This window comes from Acetobacterium sp. MES1 (assembly GCF_002237635.1).
In the GTDB taxonomy this organism is placed as follows: Bacteria; Bacillota; Clostridia; order Eubacteriales; family Eubacteriaceae; genus Acetobacterium; species Acetobacterium wieringae.
Genome location: NZ_MJUY01000036.1, coordinates 39895 through 58406, shown reverse-complemented (window position 1 = coordinate 58406; position 18512 = coordinate 39895). Strand labels below are relative to the sequence as shown.

Annotated in this window: 16 protein-coding genes and 1 pseudogene; 16 read left to right on the top strand and 1 reads right to left on the bottom strand. The window is 43.0% G+C overall.

The window, feature by feature from the left end:
* Window positions 1-398: 398 nt before the first annotated feature.
* The 8 genes and pseudogenes from BI182_RS17330 (at window position 399) to BI182_RS10835 (ending at window position 7830) form a co-directional block, all read left to right on the top strand.
* A pseudogene (locus BI182_RS17330) lies at window positions 399-2498 on the top strand (chemotaxis protein CheW).
* 84 nt (window positions 2499-2582) lie between these two features.
* On the top strand, window positions 2583-3104 hold the full coding sequence (locus BI182_RS10865) for a chemotaxis protein CheW (protein ID WP_148637107.1): 522 nt from the start codon (window positions 2583-2585) through the stop codon (window positions 3102-3104).
* Entirely contained in the window at window positions 3088-3504 is a 417-nt protein-coding gene (locus BI182_RS10860) for an MCP four helix bundle domain-containing protein (RefSeq protein ID WP_286807831.1), read from the top strand. The genes BI182_RS10865 and BI182_RS10860 overlap by 17 nt, the downstream gene beginning before the upstream one ends.
* A gap of 156 nt (window positions 3505-3660) precedes the next feature.
* Window positions 3661-4809, top strand: coding sequence for a methyl-accepting chemotaxis protein (locus BI182_RS10855; protein WP_286807830.1), 1149 nt, complete (start codon window positions 3661-3663; stop codon window positions 4807-4809).
* 57 nt (window positions 4810-4866) lie between these two features.
* Complete coding sequence (locus BI182_RS10850; RefSeq protein ID WP_286807829.1) at window positions 4867-5769, top strand: PAS domain-containing protein; 903 nt, start codon at window positions 4867-4869, stop codon at window positions 5767-5769.
* A complete protein-coding gene (locus tag BI182_RS10845; protein ID WP_286807828.1) occupies window positions 5679-7076 on the top strand; it encodes an ATP-binding protein in 1398 nt (465 codons plus the stop codon). The genes BI182_RS10850 and BI182_RS10845 overlap by 91 nt, the downstream gene beginning before the upstream one ends.
* Window positions 7077-7091: 15 nt before the next feature.
* Entirely contained in the window at window positions 7092-7433 is a 342-nt protein-coding gene (locus tag BI182_RS10840) for an Hpt domain-containing protein (protein ID WP_286807827.1), read from the top strand.
* 1 nt (window position 7434) lies between these two features.
* Complete coding sequence (locus tag BI182_RS10835; RefSeq protein ID WP_286807826.1) at window positions 7435-7830, top strand: response regulator; 396 nt, start codon at window positions 7435-7437, stop codon at window positions 7828-7830.
* An 81-nt stretch (window positions 7831-7911) separates the two neighbouring features.
* Here BI182_RS10835 and BI182_RS10830 read toward each other — a convergent pair whose 3' ends face one another.
* Window positions 7912-8313 (bottom strand): bacteriohemerythrin, encoded by a 402-nt coding sequence (locus tag BI182_RS10830; RefSeq protein ID WP_070372263.1) that lies wholly within the window; start codon window positions 8311-8313, stop codon window positions 7912-7914.
* Between the two features lie 233 nt (window positions 8314-8546).
* On the opposite strand from BI182_RS10830, the gene BI182_RS10825 reads away from it, so the two are divergent.
* The 8 genes from BI182_RS10825 to BI182_RS10790 all read left to right on the top strand — a co-directional run bounded on the left by BI182_RS10825 (window position 8547) and on the right by BI182_RS10790 (window position 18423).
* Window positions 8547-9374, top strand: a complete 828-nt coding sequence (locus tag BI182_RS10825) for a CheR family methyltransferase (RefSeq protein ID WP_070372262.1) — start codon at window positions 8547-8549, stop codon at window positions 9372-9374.
* Between the two features lie 50 nt (window positions 9375-9424).
* The gene (locus tag BI182_RS10820; RefSeq protein WP_286807825.1) at window positions 9425-11308 is read left to right on the top strand and encodes a leucine-rich repeat protein; all 1884 of its coding nucleotides are present in this window, start codon (window positions 9425-9427) and stop codon (window positions 11306-11308) included.
* Between the two features lie 198 nt (window positions 11309-11506).
* Window positions 11507-12499 carry a sensor domain-containing diguanylate cyclase gene (locus BI182_RS10815; protein ID WP_286807824.1) on the top strand — a complete coding sequence of 331 codons (993 nt, stop codon included), beginning with the start codon at window positions 11507-11509 and terminating at the stop codon, window positions 12497-12499.
* 296 nt (window positions 12500-12795) lie between these two features.
* Entirely contained in the window at window positions 12796-14082 is a 1287-nt protein-coding gene (locus BI182_RS10810) for a helix-turn-helix transcriptional regulator (RefSeq protein WP_286807823.1), read from the top strand.
* A 147-nt stretch (window positions 14083-14229) separates the two neighbouring features.
* A complete protein-coding gene (locus BI182_RS10805; protein ID WP_286807822.1) occupies window positions 14230-14709 on the top strand; it encodes a glutathione peroxidase in 480 nt (159 codons plus the stop codon).
* Between the two features lie 75 nt (window positions 14710-14784).
* The gene (locus tag BI182_RS10800; RefSeq protein ID WP_286807821.1) at window positions 14785-15210 is read left to right on the top strand and encodes a MarR family winged helix-turn-helix transcriptional regulator; all 426 of its coding nucleotides are present in this window, start codon (window positions 14785-14787) and stop codon (window positions 15208-15210) included.
* A 424-nt stretch (window positions 15211-15634) separates the two neighbouring features.
* Window positions 15635-15925, top strand: coding sequence for an ArsR/SmtB family transcription factor (locus BI182_RS10795; RefSeq protein WP_286807820.1), 291 nt, complete (start codon window positions 15635-15637; stop codon window positions 15923-15925).
* Window positions 15922-18423 (top strand): FAD-dependent oxidoreductase, encoded by a 2502-nt coding sequence (locus tag BI182_RS10790; RefSeq protein WP_286807819.1) that lies wholly within the window; start codon window positions 15922-15924, stop codon window positions 18421-18423. Before BI182_RS10795 ends, BI182_RS10790 begins: the two co-directional genes overlap by 4 nt.
* The last annotated feature ends 89 nt before the right edge of the window (window positions 18424-18512 follow it).

The following is an 18512-nucleotide window of genomic DNA, read 5'->3' as shown; positions in this document are numbered from 1 at the left end:
CTTTAAAATAGAAAAAATTTCGTGTTAAAGACGTTGCACGACCGGATTGTTTGGATCTGGTTGGACAACGTCTTTTTTTCCCCAGCTAGCCGTCTAAGGTTCAGTCAACGATGAATAAGCCTCAGGATTTATGCAAAAATAGATAAAAAAAACTGAACTGTTCGAAATATTAACGTCTAAATCATTTTTTTGTTTAAATTCCCTAAATCGGTGTATAAATGACAGGGAATAAGCATTAATTGGGTAATCTGTAATGATATTGCAACAGATTATTAAATAAGTGGATGCTTTAGCCGATCAGGGCGAAATAATTCAGTTTGTGGTAGACAAAAGATAGTTCAAGAAAAATCGAAGTACGTGAGGTGACAAATGTGACAAGAAATTTCGAAAACGAACCAATGGTGGAAGTCTACATTTTTGAAACGATCCAAAATCTGGAGCAGCTGGAGCAGGTGATCATCTGCAGTGAAAAAAACGGTGGTTTCACCCCGGATGATGTCAGTGAGATCTTTCGGTTTATGCATACCATCAAGGGCTCATCGGCAATGATGCTATTTGATAACATCGAAAAGGTGGCCCATGCAATGGAGGATGTTTTTTACTATATCCGTGAGCAAAAACCCTCCGGACTGGATTTTTCGGCAGTTTCTGATCTGGTGTTGTCATGTGTAGATTTTATTAAAGCGGAGATCGAAAAAATTACCAAACGCTATGACGCCGACGGTGACCCTGCTTTTCTAATTGAATCTTTAAAAGTATTTCTGGACGAATTGCGGCAGATCTTTGGCGAGGAAGACAGCCAAAACCGGAGCCAGCAAAAAAAGCAGCAGTATTACATCCCTCAAGAAAAAAAAACAGAGCCCACTGCTGCGTCACCAAATCAGGACAGCGACGGGAAAGCTGCGGGTTCCTGCTATCAGGTGATTATTCAATATGAAGACGACTGCACAATGGAAAATATCCGGGCTTATACGCTGGTCTTCGGGTTGGCCGAGCTGGCCGAAGAGGTTTATTATTTACCGGCCGACATTGCTGAGAATCCCGACACAGCGGCCTATATTCGGGAAAATGGTTTTGAAATCTATTTTAGAACCGAGCTGGGCTATGAAGAAATCAAATCTCATTTTGAAAATATTATCTATGTGGAGCAGCTGCTGTTCCGGGAAATTGAGGATGAACGGCTGGATCTATTCAGGCAACCGCAGGAGCCGACAGCCCCCCCTGAAAGCTTTGTTTTGCCGGAACCGGAGCTGGCGAAACCGATATCGCCCACTAACCTTTCGGCTGCTTCTGAGGAACTCCCCAAAAGCAGCGGTGGGGCCACCCAGAAAATGATCAGCGTCAATGTGGATAAACTGGATAATATGATGAATCTGGTGGGGGAACTGATGATCACCGAATCGATGGTCACCTAATGCCCGGAAGTGGAAATTATTCAGTCCGAGAACTTTCATAAAGCAGCCATTGAGCTTCATAAAATCACGGTGGAACTTCAGGACATGGTCATGTCGATTCGGATGGTGCCGCTATCGACCACCTTTGTCAAAATGAACCGGATTGTCCGGGACATGTGTAAAAAACTGAGCCGGGAAGTGGTACTCGATCTCTATGGCGAAGAAACCGAAGTCGATAAGAATATCATCGAACACATTTCCGACCCGCTGATGCACATCATCCGCAATGCCATTGATCATGGTATTGAAAGCGAGCAGGAACGGTTGTCAAAAGGCAAGGAAAAAGCCGGGCGGATCATTCTCGAAGCCAAAAACGTTGGCAGTGATGTGATGATTATTATTAAGGATGATGGCCGGGGTCTGGACAAGGAACGAATTCTTAAAAAAGCCCGGGAAAACGACCTCTTGACCAAACCCGAAGCGGAAATGAGCGACCGGGAGATTTTTAAACTGATTCTACTGCCAGGCTTTTCCACCAAAGAAAGCATTACCGAATTTTCCGGCCGGGGAGTGGGTATGGATGTGGTCACCAAAAATCTCGAAGAGGTTGGTGGCACGGTACTGGTGGACAGTGAAATAGACCGGGGCACCACCATCACCCTGAAAATTCCCCTGACCCTGGCGATTGTTGAGGGGATGAACATCCGGGTCGGAAAGTCCCGCTACACCATCCCGATAACGACGATTTCTGAATCCTTCCGGCCCAATCTAAAGGACTGTATGATGGATCCGGACAACAACGAAATGGTGATGGTGCGGGGGCAATGCTTCCCGATCCTGCGGCTCCACAAGCATTATCAGATAAAAAATGCCGAAACTGATCTGACCAAGGGGATTCTGATTATGGTGGAGCAGGACGAAAAGGTGATCTGCGTATTTGCCGATGAACTCCTGGGGCAGCAACAGGTGGTGGTTAAAGCACTCCCCAACTATGTCAATGCCATGAAAAAAGTTCTGGGATTGGCTGGTTGCACCCTGCTGCCTGATGGCAGTATCAGTCTTATTATGGATATCAGCGGCCTGACTGGTTTACGGGTTCAATAACCGCCATGGATCAAATCAACTTATAAATTGGAGCTCACGTCAGTTTCGCGATGACCTAATATTTGTATGGATAGGAGTGGTACGATGATAAAAGAAGCGACCGAAGAATTTGATCAGGACGATGATCAACAGGGGATGTATTTAACCTTTGAGCTGGCTAATGAGTACTACGGGATATGGATTGGTTATGTGACCGAGATTATTGGCATCCTGCCTTTTACCGAAGTGCCGGAGCTTCCGGCCTATGTCCGGGGGATCTTCAACCTCCGGGGTCGGATTATTCCCTTAATGGATATGCGTCTACGGTTTCAGAAAAAATTTGTTGCGTATGATGAACGATCCTGTGTGATTGTCATCGATGTCGGAAAAAATACCGTTGGTCTGATCGTAGACAGTGTTTCAGAGGTAATTTCGTTTGAAGCAGCAGACATTATTGAACAACCAATGCTCAGTTCAGGCATTTCCAACCAGTTTATTAAGAGCATCGGCAAGGTGGGAAATGAGGTCAAACAACTGCTGGACTGTGACAAGTTATTATCCAACCAGGAAGTGGAAATTCTAATCAATCAGAAAGATGAGAGGTACAAGGATGAGATGGTTTTATAATCTGAAAATTGGCACAAAGTTGATTCTCGGTTTTGTTGTGGTTGCATTGATTGCTGGCGGTATTGGGGTGATGGGCGTTATCAACATCCAGACGGTGGATCGTCAGGACACCTATCTCTATCAGAAAATGACAGTACCTCTGGGTGAACTGATTTATATCACCGATGCTTACAAAGGCATTACCAACGATGTCAACGGGATTATTTTATCCGGAAATGCTGATGAAATCGCCCGGTTGGAAGCCAGTATTCAAGAACAGAATACGGTGTTTGATGGTAAAATGCAGAGTTTTCAGACGACACTGATTTCCGAAGAAGGTAAAAAGCTGGTGGAAAGCGCCATTGCTCAAAAAGAAAAGATGAATCAGGCCAGTGCCGCAATCATTGCCCTGGTACGATAGGGAAAACAGGCCGAAGCCATTGCGCTGATGAAGAATGGTGACTATGCCAGTGCCGCCGCCCAGATGGAAAGTTATTGCCCGGATGATTGAAATAAAACTTCAGGTGGCTGGCGAAACGGCGATGGCAATAGTGCCATTGCCAGTTCCTCAACCTTTATGACCATTATCTTGATCGTTATCGGGATGGTTCTTTCGATTCTGCTGGGGATCTTTATTGCCTCCACCATCAAAAAACCGGTCCATCAAATGGTTGATGCTTCCAAACGGATGGCCGATGGCGATCTGGATGTCGCCATTGACATCACGACCAAAGATGAAATGGGCGATCTGGCCAGCGCCTTTAATCGGATGGCCACCAATATCAATGAGGTGATGGTCAATATTAACGAAGCCACTGAACAGGTCGCTTCAGGTTCCCGGCAGGTTTCGGATTCCAGCATCTCCCTGTCTCAGGGTGCCACCGAGCAGGCCTCTTCGATTGAAGAACTGACAGCCTCGATTGAAGAGATCGCTGCTCAGACCCGGCTCAACGCCGAAAACGCCGAGCAGGCCAATCAGCTGGCTGAAGATACCAAAGAAAATGCCAACCAGGGCAACAGCCGGATGCAACAAATGCTGGGCTCCATGGAAGACATCAGCGAATCCTCCAATAATATTTCCAAGATTATCAAGGTAATTGATGAAATCGCCTTCCAGACCAATATTCTGGCGCTGAATGCCGCAGTTGAAGCGGCCAAAGCCGGACAAAATGGCAAAGGCTTTGCCGTTGTCGCCGTAGAAGTTAGAAATCTGGCGGCCCGATCGGCCAGCGCCGCCAAGGAAACCACGGCCCTGATTGAAGGTTCAATCAAAAAAGTCGAAGGTGGCACTAAAATTGCCAATGAAACGGCGGCTGCACTGGTTTCGATTGTGGACTCGATTGAACAGGTCTACGGGCTGATTAATAATATTTCGGTGGCCTCCAATGAACAGGCGATTGGTGTGGAACAGATCAATCAGGGCATTACCCAAATTGCCAATGTTGTTCAAGGAACCTCGGCGACCTCTCAAGAAACGGCCGCCGCCAGCGAAGAATTGGCCAGTCAGGCAGAACTCCTTAAAGAACAGGTGTCCCGCTTTAAACTAAAACGGAGCGGTTTCATGGGTGCGACCGGTTATGAAAACGTCAACCCCGATATGATGCGGATGTTTGAAACCATGAAAGAACAAAACCGCCAGTCGGTTAAAAAGCGATCCGGTCAGAACACCCATGCGCCAGTCCCAAAAACCATCATCCTCAGTGACGATGAGTATGGTAAATACTGACAGCCAGTCATCGGGATAGGGCTATGACTTCAGAAAAAACGTGACGGGAGTAATCAGATGGATGAAATGAGACTGCATCTCAAAAACAAAGATAAAGCCTGGCTGGTGTCAACTTTAAATAGCGCTGGCGATGCGATCATTACCTGTGATTTGGATAATCAGCTGGACTTTGCCAATGCTGAAGCCCTAAGAATACTGGGGCGGCGACTGTCAGATGTTTTGGGTAAACCCCTTAATGACGTATTGCGTCTGTATCGGGATGGTCAACAGGAACCGATTCAATTTTGGGAATATGGCGAAAACAATCAAGTCACAACAGCCGTGGGACTGCCCCGACGCAGCTATTATCTCCGACCGGACGGCCATAAAAGCTATTTGTCAGCGCATTTGTCGCCACTGCCCTTTAAAGCCTTTATGAACATTGCCCGCGAGTCTTTTCTGGAAGATATCCAGAGTCATATGAAAAAAGCGGATCAGACCCGCTTTATCGATATTCTCAAAGATTCGCTGGAAGAACAATCCAACTTTAATATGGAGCTGGAACTATTGGCCCCCAACAATACCTATCGCACCTTCCGGGGAATGGGTCGACCCTTCTATGATAAAAACCGGGAATATGCTGGCATGATTGGGATGTTTCTGGATATCCATGACGAACGCTTTGCTGAAGAGTTGTTTATAAAAAGTCAGAAGAAATACTACTCGCTGTTTAAATACATGGACAGCAGTATTTCCTATTTCAAAGCCCTTTATGATGAAGGCCGAAATCTGGTTGATGCCGAACTGGTGGAAATGAATCTGCTACGGAAAGACTCTTTGGCATCAAGCGGGATGAGGTTATTGGGCACAAATTATCGGAAATGGGGTTTTTGGAAACCGAAGAAAGTCAGGGTTTGTTCAATCGCTTTCAGGAGGTCTTTAGTTGCGGAGAAAACATCCAACTGGAAGAATATTATATGATTCGCCTGAAAAAGTGGGTGGAGGCTTCAATATATAGCCCTGAAGCTGGATATATTGCGGTGCTGTCATCTGACATCGACAGCAAGAAAAAAACCGAGATTAAATTAAAACAGGCCATTGCCCGATCGGAGGAGGCCAATCGGGCCAAAAGCGAGTTTCTGGCCAATATGAGCCACGAAATAAGAACGCCACTCAATGGCATTGTCGGGATGATTGATCTGACCGCCCTGGAACCACTGACCGAGGAGCAGCAGGATAATCTGCGGACTGCCAAGGTCTGTGTCAGCTCGCTGATTGGGATCATCAACGACATTCTCGATTTTGCCAAAATGGAAGCCGGAAAATTGATGATTAATCCGATGAGTTTTAATCTCATGGATCTGATCGAATCGACGGTTAAAGCCCATAAAAAACATGCACTGGAAAAGGGTCTTGACTTATCGGTCGACTATCGTAGCATCATTTCAAACTTTGTCATCGGTGACAGCATGCGCCTTAAACAGATTATCAATAATTTGCTCAGTAATGCCATCAAGTTTACCAATACCGGTTCGGTTAAAATTATAGTCAGTCAGGAACCCGTTCCTGAAAAGAATTACGAAATTATTCAAAAAATTGCCATCACCGACACTGGGATCGGCATTGATGTAAAAGACTATTCCATGCTTTTCAAGAGCTTTACCCAGATCGACGGTTCCTATACCCGGGAATACGGGGGGACCGGTTTGGGGCTGGTGATCACCAAGCAGCTCTTGGAAATGATGGGTGGTGGTGTGACCTTCAGCAGTCAACTGGGGGTCGGAAGCACTTTTTCCGTTTTTCTGCCAATGCTTGTTACTAAAAAACCTGGGCAAACTGCTATGGATACCCGGGACGACAGCAGTTTTTCAGAATGTCAGATCCTATTGGTGGAAGACGATCCGGTCAATCAGATTGTTGTAGCAAAATTGCTTAAAAGCATGGGTGCCGTTGTCGATGTGGCGGAAAATGGCGTAGCGGGTATTGATGCAGCGACCCAAAAAAAGTATGATCTCATTCTAATGGATATCCAGATGCCAAAGATGGACGGCCTTGAAGCAAGCCGGATCATCCGAGGGGGCCAACATTACAATCCTTCAGATGGGTATCTATATAAACAGGAAAACCATCTTAATCAGAAGACACCCATTATTGCCCTGACTGCCTTTGCCTTGAAGGGAGATGAAGCGTCATTTAAAACCAGCGGGATGGATGGTTATCTGTCTAAACCGGTGGATCGCTTTGAGATGCAGAGCCTGCTAAAAAAATATCTGGATAATAAGCAGTAAGCAAAAAATCAATTTGTGCCACTCGCAACCAATCGCTTTGATGTGCACGTGCAGCTGATGTCGGAAGCTGCTTTAATAAAACCACCCAAGCCAAATGGGCAGGATCCGAATGCGGTTACACAAAAAATTGATCAGTTGCAGCAACTGTTGGATCAGGAAAATCTGGAACTAATGGAAGTGATTGCCCATCAGCTAAAAGGAATATTTGAAGGAATGAATGCGGAAGAATTAAAAAATCTGGTTTTTAAAATGGAACTTGCAATCCGCAAAAGCCGGATCGGAGCAGTCAGTGAATACCTGGAACAAATCGCAGCAATCTGGTATGCGCAAAAGGCCGGAGCTGCCCGGGAGAATTGAAATGAAACGAATTTTAATTGTGGAAGACGACATGGTCAGTCGCAAATTCTTGGCCAAATTTTTAAGCCGCTATGGCGACTGCGATATGGTGGTGGATGGACTGGAAGCCATCGATGCCTATCTCCTGGCCAGTCAGGATGGCCAGCCCTATGATCTGATCTGTCTGGATGTGATGATACCAAAAATTGATGGCATCCAGGTTTTAAAAACCATCAGGGATCTGGAACGTCAGCAAGGCATCCCGCAAAACGAAGCCTGCAAAATAATCATGACCACCGTTCTGGGAGAAACCCCGGTGGTTCAGTCAGCCTTTGATTATAATTGCAATGCCTATGCATCAAAACCCCTTGACATGAAAAAACTGACAGCAGTATTGGGGAAAATCGGATTTATTTAAATGGGCTTATCCCGTTGGAGAACTGTTTGCACTACTTAATCAGAAAAAAACCGCAATCGCCAGCGACTGCGGTTTGATGATTTATAGAGTTTTGGCGTAGGTGCCAATTTTTTTATCAACGTTCGATATATGCTTGGTCAGCCAATTTACAATCATCTGATTGGCGTTAATAATCAGGGTGATATTTCCGCCGGATTCCTGATAATCTTTTTTTAGTTTGGCCAGCTCTTCAATAAACGCCTTGTGTAATTTTTTTTGTTCTTCAATTTCGGGATAGTTTATTTTGGCCATGTAAGCTTCTTCATCTTTAAAATGCTGCTTGGTATAATCGTCAAGAAAATCAAACATTTGCGCAATAACTTCCTTGGATTTTCCGGTCTTGCCGGCTTCAAAAAGTTGATCTGCTTTTTCAAACCAGATTTTATGCTGTGAATCAATGTTGTCTACGCCCACTGACAGAGCTGGTGTCCATACGATTGCCATATTCATTCTCCATTCTAAATTAGATTTATTCCAGTATAGCCTTTTTTAATCGGATTGACAAGAAAATTATTTACTGAAGAAGATGATAAATTCCGAAAAAACATCAGCAACACCGGCAAAATTCAGTATTTACAAGAGCCCCGGTCTGAGTTAAACTAGTCTAAGTATTTGCCGTTGTTGGGCATTGTCAGACGACGGGTGAATGCGGATAACAGGATTGAGGATGTGGAAAAATGATTCAAATCACCGAAAAAGAATTTGCCATGTTAACGGAATATATTCACAGTGAGTATGGTATTGAGTTAAAAAAAGAAAAACAACTTCTACTGATGGGGCGGCTTCACAAGCTACTGGTGGAGTTGGGCTTTGATAGCTTTACCGACTATTATCATTATTTAATCTCTGATAAAACCGGAGAAGCCAGTTCGGTGCTCATTGATAAGGTTTCCACCAACCATACATTTTTTATGCGGGAGCCGGAGCACTTTGAGTTCTTTAAGAATACCGTGTTACCTTATCTCAAGAAAAAAAAAGAAGCCGAAAATAACCGTGATATCCGGCTGTGGTGCGCCGCCAGTTCCACTGGCGAGGAGCCGTATACGCTGGCGATGATCATGGCCGAATTTTTCGGAACTGAGGCCCATCTTTGGGACAAAAAACTGTTGGCAACCGATATCTCCAACAAGGTTCTGGATACCGCTAAAAAAGGCATTTATGAAAAAGATCGGGTACAGGTACTCCCGCCTAACTGGAAATTAAAATATTTTCAGAGTTATGACAGCAACCACATGATGATTGTGGATGCGATCAAGAATGAAGTGATTTACCGTCGTTTCAATCTGATGACGCCTACTTTTGTTTTTAAGAAAAAGTTTGATGTTATCTTCTGTCGTAATGTGATGATTTACTTTGATCAGGCAACCAAAGACCGTTTAGTCGAAAAGATGTACAATTATATGGAGCCCGGAGGCTATCTCTTTATTGGTCATGCCGAGTCACTTAATCTGAAACAGACCAATTTTAAATTCATTATGCCAGCGGTGTATCGCAAGCCCTGTTAATTTTGCCATCACCACCTGGAACAAACGCAAAAAGTAGAGGAGGATCGGTTATGGAACAACTAAATAAAGTAACTGCAGGAATGCAGGCGAAAAAAAAATACCGGATTAAAGATCGTGTTTTATCTGAAATAGGAGCCCTGGAATGGCCGTGCTTTTTCACCATTACCCGCAGAGTTCGGTCAGCCGAGCAAACCGTTATGGAACTGACCAGAGAAGCACTTTTAAAAACCTATGCCCCGGTGGCGGTGCTGGTGGATCAGTTGGGAACGATTCGCTATGTTCACGGTCATACCGGGTTATTTTTAGAGCCGACGCAGGGTTATGCCGGGGTCAATAACATTTTAAAAATGGCCCGTAAAAAATTCCGTCGTGATTTGAATAAAACGCTCTACCAGGCTATCACCCGTCGCTTAGCGGTTGATTCTCCGATCATTGCAGTCAGACGGAAAAAGGCTACCGAGGGGCTTATCATTCGGGTGTTGCCGCTCTTAAAAGAAAGCTCCCCGGCCCAGAAAGAAGATTTTTATCTGGTCATCTTTGAACAGAATCCGGCAGTAGAAACTGTTAACAGTATTGAATTGGGCAATAACGCAGCAGTTGATCAGGAACTGATGGCGATTAACAGTGAAATTTCGTTAAAAAAAGCCGCCCTGACGCAGATCACAGCGGAGTTGGAGACTAGCCGTCAGGATCTCGATTTATCCCGCAGCAAACTCCATACCGTGAAGGCGCATCTTTTTGATGCCGAAACCGAATTTCAAACACTGACAGAGAAAATCCGCCAATCCCAGAAAGAACTGGAAATTCTCCAGAACGAATTGTTTGCCTCCCAAAATGAACTGGAAGCAAACCAAGCAGTAAAACCACCCCTCGCTGAAAAACGACTGCCGCTACGGGCAGAATTGGATAACCTCAAAAATGAGATGCTTATGGCAGACCTGGCCCTCAAAGAAAAAGAAAATGTGCTAAAACAATTTAATGGCTCCGATCAGCCCATAGCAGATACGCCTACCAGCTTCAAACAGGAAACAGCCGAACCAGAACCCATTGTCAAAGCGTTTGAGCCGGAGAGTGTGCCAGATATAACAATTGCTGAGTACTTATCAATAGACGCCGATTATCACTCCAAGCCAAATCCCTTTAACGACCAAGCCGCCTCCCAGGCAACAATTGAAAAGGGTATGGGGTTTTTCTCAAAAACTGAACCGAAGCCAATTTTTCCCGAAAATCCAGGTCTCAGCTTTGACAATGAAGCCGATACCGTTGATCCGGCGGATGATACAAAAGAACTTGTTTTTAAAGATTTTGCAGACTTTCAAACAGCAGCAAGTCATGGCTATCGCCATGATTCTGAGCTAAAATCAGTGGTTATTCCCGAGGGTGTTGAGGTCATCAAACGCAGTATGTTTTATCAATGTACTCAGTTGGAACGGGTGACCATCCCCAGCACCCTGAAAGTTATTGAAGATTTTGCCTTCTACGGCTGCGAATCGTTAAATAGCATTAATTTAGACAGTGCCAGAGTTCTGGAAAAGATTGGCACCTCTGCGTTTGAAGGCTGCCGCTCATTAATACAACTGGTCATTCCTGATGCCGTAATTGAAATTGAAGAAGCGGTATTTCTTGGCTGCCAGCGCCTTCAATCCGTTGCATTTCTTGAAAATAGTCAACTGGAAACATTGGGCAGTCATGTCTTTAAAGATTGCGTCTTAATCAGTGAAATGATCCTACCAAATCAGTTAAAGCATATTGGCATCAGTTGTTTTTATGGCTGCGACAATCTGAATGTAATTCATCTGCCTGATGAATTGGAAACCCTCGGGGAATATGCCTTTTATGGCTGTAACGCACTGGAGAAAATTGACGTCTCTAATCAGAAAATTCTTAAACAACCCGGCTTTTCAGTCGGATTTCCAGACGGGGTTAAACTTTAGTCTAAGGTCTTGACAATGTTAAAAAATTACAGGATACCCTCAGTCAGGTTGCGTTACAAATAATAATGATGCAAAAATTATAGTCAAAAAAAGTAGAATCTTAACGTTGGAAATGTTACAATATATAAATATTCCTGAATAATACAGGAATATTTTAATTAAATCTAAGATTTAAATAATTTTGGAGGTTGAGGCTTAGTGAGTAAAAATATGAGTGTCGTAAATATTGAGACCATCAATGAAGATAACCGAAAAAAACTTGAAGAGCAGTCATTTGAAGAAGCCGTACTAGCTTTGACTGAGAAGTTGGAGTTGGCAAATAGCCTGCTAAAAACCATGCTTGAAACCACCCATGAGTTTCTTGTTTTCGGTCTGGATCGGGACTATCGGTATTTAAGCTTTAATAATCGACATAAAGAAATGGCAAAAGATCAATGGGGGGCCGACATTGCAATTGGAACCCGTATTTTGGATATCATTAACAGTAATGAGGAACGGGATAATCTACGGGGATTTTTTGATCGAGTGCTGGCTGGTGAACAGTTTTCGTCCCTTGAAGAGTATGAGGGTGATAGTGGGAATGTCATTGTTGGTAAAAATCATTGGGCACCAATCAAAAATAGCAATGGTGAGATTATCGGGATCCTCTGCTTTATGCAGGATGTCACCGAGCACCGGAGTTTCATCAAGGAGATGCTTAAAGAAAAAAACAGTCTTGACCAGAACATGGAATCCTTGTCCTTTTATGATCAATTAACCGGTGTATACAACCGCAAGTTCTATGAAAAAGAGCTGCAACGAATGGATGAAGAGCAATACTACCCACTATCGATCATTTTTATGAACATCAATGGCATGTCCAAGATCAATAGTGAGTATGGTCACGCTGTTGGCGATATTCTCATGCGAAAAGCAGTTCAGGTTCTTAAGTATGGCGTTCGGGGCGATGATGTGGTGGCCCGCTACGAAGGTGACGAATTTGTTGTTCTGATGCCCAGAACCGAAGGTGCCAAGGTTGAGCGGGCTTTGGAGCGCTTTAAAAAGAGTCTTGACGAAGTTAAGGTTCAAACCATTAAACTCTCGGTTTCTTTTGGTTTTTATACCAAGTACGATGAGTCAGATAATACGGAGTCGGTCATTAAAGCCGCACAAAGACAATTGGAACGACAGAAAGAACTCGATTATATCTAGTAAACTTCAGACACACTTACAGAAAGCGTTACCTTTAAACCATTTTGAACCAATTTTTATCATGCGTACGCAGCATCTGGCTGACGTGCGCTTTTTTGCGCTCAAAAAACATCTGATAGAAGCGAGCGCATGTCAATCATTATATGAATATTAGCTCTTTGTTATTGATTATTTTGCATCTTAATGTTAAAATAAAAGCATCAATCTACAAACGTTATGATCGCAAAATAATAATTAAATTAAACTTACCCCAAAATCACCAAAATGCACAACTGAAGGAGGAGACGAAGGAAAGAATGAGCAAGGAAATCGGTAATGTGTTAAAAGAAATGATAAAAGAAAAAAATATGACAATTTTTTCACTTGCTAAAGAAGTGGGAGTCGATCGCTCCACCCTTCAGCATTTCTTGTCAGGCAAGCGCCGTCTTAATCTAGAGGATCTTCAGAAAATTATGGTGGCTTTAAACCTGAGCAAAGATAAAAAGAAGTTATTATACGCCCTTTATGAGAATGAGTATGACGATTGCGAAGTTCTCAAAAACAGTCATGATATCTTTGCTCTTTATAACGAAATCAGTACTCAAACCAATCAGAAGAAAATGTGGATTGAAACGGAAGAGTATCTGGTAAAAACCCAGTTAGCTTCAGAAAAAGTTCGGATTATCAACGGACAGGTAAAAATTGAGGGAATTATCCGAAGTTGTTTTATGGAAGAAATGGGGCGGAATGAAGATGCCCATGTCATCATGTCAATCAATTTCAAACACTATTTTCTGTATGAGTTAATTATGCGGATCAGTTGTCATAATCATCACTGCGGAAAAATTCAGAATATTATTCCCTTAGTCAATAAGAAAAAACTGGGAAATAACCTCGACATCCTCAAAACCGTTCTATTACTAAAAAGTCTCACAAATATTGATTATGAGCCGTACTATTTCTACTCAGGAACCAAAATATATGATGATATCAGTATTATTGTTCCCAATTATTTTATCACATCAAAGCAGGTAATCACCATTGACCGGGATTTTGAAAGTGCGATTATTTATGAAGATCCTGAAATTTTAGACTATTACCAGAAAAAATCCCAGATGATTCTGGGAAAATGCATACCTTTTGTTGAAAAAGAATCAGCACAATGGGTCGATCACACCCTGCCAGCATTTGAAAAAATAAAAAAAAGCTCCATCTCAGAAAAGTTCATTTCATTTGATCAGCTTGAAACGATCCTGGATCAAAGCGCCAATCCGCAAAAGAAGGGTGTTGCTACTACGATCTCACCTCAGGAAACAGGTGGCATTCTTCGATCTAGTATTTCGGTACTGCGAGACGGCGTAGTTGGTAGTGCAAAAAACCTGTGCATCCGCTATCATGTCAATGAAGAAGTCGTTGAATTTATCATACTCAATCGGATGAACCAGAGCATCCAAAAACTGATTGTCAGAGAAATTGGAATAGTAATTGTATTTAGGGATTTTTTAAATTATCTGCCCCAGAGTGTCCATGTCTGTTCTCCTGAAGAAGTAAAAAACAGTCTCCGAAATATCCGCAGTGTGGTTAACGGAATAAATCCAGTTTGAGCAGGTTTTATTCTGTAACGGTTCCATTTATTTGAGTTATGCATTCAATGTTTAAATCGTACTAAATCTTCGCAAAAAACACTTGACGACATTAAATTGTGATGTATAATAATTGCATACAATGTAATAACGCAAAGGAGAACGATCATGAACATATATGATTTTACCGTAAAAGACGCCACTGGCCAGGATGTTTCCATGAAAGAATATCAGGGTAAGGTGTTATTGATTGTCAATACCGCCACTGGTTGTGGTCTAACCCCACAATACGCCGGACTTCAGGAGCTATACGATACTTATAAGGATCAGGGCTTTGAGATTCTTGATTTTCCCTGTAATCAGTTTGCCAATCAGGCCCCCGGTTCTGATGACGAAATAAAGAGTTTTTGCGAAACCCGATTTGGTGTCACGTTTAAAATTTTTCATAAAATTGATGTTAATGGCGATAACGCCGATCCGCTGTTCAATTTCCTGAAAAATGAGCAGGGAGGAATGTTGGGTTCCAATATAAAATGGAATTTCACAAAATTTCTGGTAAATAAACATGGCCAGGTCGTTAAACGATTTGCGCCAACCGATGTGCCCGAAAAAATTGAGAATGATATCAAAAAATTATTAGCCGAATAATCCCCTGCGAAAAATTGCCTGCAACAGAATTGTGATGTATAATGATTGGTATACTATTTCAAAGGAGTGATTGACTTGAACAATGATCAACTGAAACTGGAAAACCAATTGTGTTTTCCGCTTTATGCCAGTGCCAAAGAGGTGGTTAAACGTTATAAACCCTCTCTGGATGAAATCGGACTGACCTATACCCAATATCTGGCCATGATGGTGCTGTGGGAACATAAAACCATCAATGTGAAAAAAATGGGCGAATATCTCTATCTGGATTCGGGAACCCTGACTCCGTTATTGAAGCGTCTGGAATCAATCGAATTAATTGAACGAAACCGTGATCCCAATGACGAGCGAAACGTGATTATTAAACTCACCCCAAAAGGCGAATCCCTCAAGAAACCTGCCAGTCAGATTCCAGATAAAGTTAAAGAATGCTTACCCATCACCCAAGAGGAAATAATTACCCTATACCATATATTATATAAGTTATTAGGAACTAAATAAGGAATACCATATTTATTCATTATGCTAAGGCTTTAGCCCCGTTTATTTGGTTTAAAAAAATACTAACAAATGCTCAGTAAATTAAACTGAGCATTTTTTGTACAATGAATCACAAAATTCATAACTTTATTTAAAATAGACGACAAAACAATCCCCTTGATTAAAGTATTAGAATGTGGTAATGTGTAGGTAATTAGCAATTAAAAACCAGTTAAAGGAGTAACATTCCTGACTGTTCGCAGAGCAGGTACAACTGTTCATTTTTCGTCATTCAAAATAATTAAGCGTTAATCGAATTTTTGACGATAGAATTTCGATTTAAGACGTTGGAAGCAAAACAAAATAAAAAAGAGTTGACATATTAGAAAAGTCTAATATAATAATGATAGGCTGATTTATTATGTTGATGCAAGGAGAGTTTTTCATGGAAATGGATTTGAAAGATCACGAGGTTACGGCAGACATTCTTAAAGCACTGGGACACCCAGTCCGGTTGTGTATTACAAAGGGACTGATCGCCAATGGCAGATGCAATGTTTCCTATATGGAAGAGTGCCTTGAAGTTTCCCAATCTGGGGTTTCCCAACACTTATCAAAGCTGAAAAATGCCGGCATTGTCAAGGGCTACCGGACAGGAAATGAGATTTATTACGAAGTCATCAGTAAACCAGCTCAAAATATTATTAAGGCATTGTACGGAGAGGATTTATCATGAAAAAAATATTAATTATTGGCGGCGTCGCCGGTGGTGCGACTGCTGCTGCCCGTTTACGTCGTTTAAGTGAAGATGACGAGATTATTTTGTTTGAGCGGGATGAGTACATCTCTTTTGCTAATTGTGGGTTGCCCTATTATATTGGCAATGTGATTAAAGATCGTCAAAAATTACTGGTACAAACTGTTGATGGCATGTCAAAACGTTTTAATCTGGATATCCGAAATTTCAGTGAGGTTATCAGCATTGATCCAATCGCCAAAACCGTGGCAGTTAAAAACCACCAGACCGATGAAGTGTATACTGAAAGCTTCGATAAGCTGATCTTATCTCCCGGTGCCAAACCAATTTCTCCTCCGATTCCTGGTTTGTCAGAAGCCCAAAATGTCTTAACCCTCCGAAATATTCCTGATACCGATAAAATCAAAGCCATTGTCGATGGCGGCAAGGTCGGACGGGCGGTCGTCATCGGAGGCGGATTTATCGGCGTTGAAATGGCTGAAAACCTCCAGGAGCTTGGAATCAACGTGACTCTGGTTGAAAAAATGAATCAGGTCTTAAAACCCCTGGATTTTGAAATGGCTCAACTGGTTCATCAGGAAATCAATGCCAATTGTGTTAATCTGATTCTGGAAGATGGGGTGAATCATTTCCAAAAGCAGGGAGCCGAGGTAGTTCTGGAGAGCGGTATGGTATTACAGGCCGATCTGGTTATTTTAGCCATCGGTGTTGTTCCGGAAAACGCACTTGCAAAAAATGCCAATCTCAAATGCGGTCCCCGGGGTCATATCGTCACAACTGAAAACTATGAAGTCATCAATGCCGATACCGAAGCCGTTAATCCCGATATTTTTGCCATTGGTGATGCCATTGAAGTAAAGGATTTTGTAACTAAAAAGCAAACCGCCATTCCCTTGGCCTGGCCAGCAAACCGTCAGGGTCGGGTTGTTGCTGATTATATTAATGGAATTAAAACAAAAAACCTGGGAATTCAGGGCACGGCTGTCGCCAAAGTCTTTGGCAAAACAATTGCTTCCACCGGCAATAATGCCGCCCAGCTGGATATAAAAAAAATAAATTATCAGGTGGTCATTGCACATCGGGCCAATCATGCCGGTTACTATCCCAATTCCACCAATATTGCCTTGAAACTGCTTTATGATCCAAAGAGCCTCCAAATTTTAGGGGCCCAGGCGGTTGGCCAGGATGGCACTGAAAAACGAATTGATGTTATTGCCACCGCCATGAAAACCGGTGCGACGGTGTTGGATCTTCAGGATTTCGAATTATGCTATGCACCGCCTTTTTCATCAGCCAAAGATCCGGTCAATGTTTTGGGTTATATCGCCAGCAACATTGAAACCGGCGTTTATAAAACAGTAGAATGGTTTGAGATTGACGAGATCATTAGAAAAGGCGGCTTTCTATTGGATGTCCGGACACCAATTGAATTTAGCGCCGGTGCCATAAAAGGTGCTGTCAATATTGAACTCGATACCTTAAGAGATCGCATTGATGAAATACCGATTGCCAAGGACACCCCAATTTATGTCAGTTGCCAGGTCGGCCAACGGGCGTATCTGGGTATACGAATCCTAAAAGGTCATGGCTTCACCAATGTCTATAACTTATCGGGTGGCTACAGCACCTACAAAACAGCCCACTATCAGCTGGCTCAGCCGGATTTCACTATTGGTGAATGCATCCCCAAGAAAGACGAAGCCGATGGCGGCAATGTCGATCACGGCGGTGATGGGAACCAGGTGATCAAAAAAAAGGTGGATGTCACCGGATTGCAATGTCCAGGGCCGTTGATGGCTACGTATGAGGCGATTCAAGGTGTTGAAGCCGGTGATCTGGTGCAGATTATTGCTACCGATTTTGGCTTTGTCAGTGATATCAAAAGCTGGTGCGAAACCAACGGCCATACGCTGGTATCGCAGATAACCCAAGGCAAAAGCTTTGTCAGTGTGATTCGAAAAGGTGATGCTGGCGAAACCTGTAGCCTGATGCCTGCTGTTTCAACTCAGAAGAATGCCACCCTGGTGGTTTTTAGTGGCGAACTAGATAAGGTTCTGGCCTCGATGATCATTGCTCAGGGGGCTGCTGCCCAAGGGAAAAACGTCACCCTCTTTTTTACATTCTGGGGGCTCAATGCATTGCGACGAAGAGACGGCAAAGGTCACAATAAAACCTTTATCGAAAAAATGTTTGGAGCGATGATGCCAAAGGGAGCTGCCCGACTGCCACTGTCAATGATGAATATGTTGGGAGCCGGCCCGGCGATGATTAAGGGCATCATGAAAAAGAAACACGTCGATGACCTCGATACAATGATTAAAAAAGCGCAAAATGCCGGGGTTCGTTTCATTGCCTGTACCATGAGTATGGATCTGATGGGGATAAAGGAAGAAGAATTGATTGACGGGATTGAATTTGCCGGCGTCGGAACCTATATCGCCAGCAATGAGAATGCCGGAACCACCTTATTTGTATAAACACGAATTGCATTCGTACAACCATTTTATAGATAAAACCAAACAGGCTGTTGCAGAATAGAAATTTCTGTATCAGCCTGTTTACATTG

Excerpts from the sequence above, each read along its gene's own strand:
- BI182_RS10865 (WP_148637107.1), top strand. The coding sequence starts at position 2,583 with ATGATAAAAGAAGCGACCGAAGAATTTGATCAGGACGATGATCAACAG.
- BI182_RS10860 (WP_286807831.1), top strand. The coding sequence starts at position 3,088 with ATGAGATGGTTTTATAATCTGAAAATTGGCACAAAGTTGATTCTCGGT.
- BI182_RS10855 (WP_286807830.1), top strand. The coding sequence starts at position 3,661 with ATGACCATTATCTTGATCGTTATCGGGATGGTTCTTTCGATTCTGCTG.
- BI182_RS10850 (WP_286807829.1), top strand. The coding sequence starts at position 4,867 with ATGGATGAAATGAGACTGCATCTCAAAAACAAAGATAAAGCCTGGCTG.
- BI182_RS10835 (WP_286807826.1), top strand. The coding sequence starts at position 7,435 with ATGAAACGAATTTTAATTGTGGAAGACGACATGGTCAGTCGCAAATTC.
- BI182_RS10830 (WP_070372263.1), bottom strand. The coding sequence starts at position 8,313 with ATGGCAATCGTATGGACACCAGCTCTGTCAGTGGGCGTAGACAACATT.
- BI182_RS10825 (WP_070372262.1), top strand. The coding sequence starts at position 8,547 with ATGATTCAAATCACCGAAAAAGAATTTGCCATGTTAACGGAATATATT.
- BI182_RS10820 (WP_286807825.1), top strand. The coding sequence starts at position 9,425 with ATGGAACAACTAAATAAAGTAACTGCAGGAATGCAGGCGAAAAAAAAA.
- BI182_RS10810 (WP_286807823.1), top strand. The coding sequence starts at position 12,796 with ATGAGCAAGGAAATCGGTAATGTGTTAAAAGAAATGATAAAAGAAAAA.
- BI182_RS10805 (WP_286807822.1), top strand. The coding sequence starts at position 14,230 with ATGAACATATATGATTTTACCGTAAAAGACGCCACTGGCCAGGATGTT.
- BI182_RS10795 (WP_286807820.1), top strand. The coding sequence starts at position 15,635 with ATGGAAATGGATTTGAAAGATCACGAGGTTACGGCAGACATTCTTAAA.
- BI182_RS10790 (WP_286807819.1), top strand. The coding sequence starts at position 15,922 with ATGAAAAAAATATTAATTATTGGCGGCGTCGCCGGTGGTGCGACTGCT.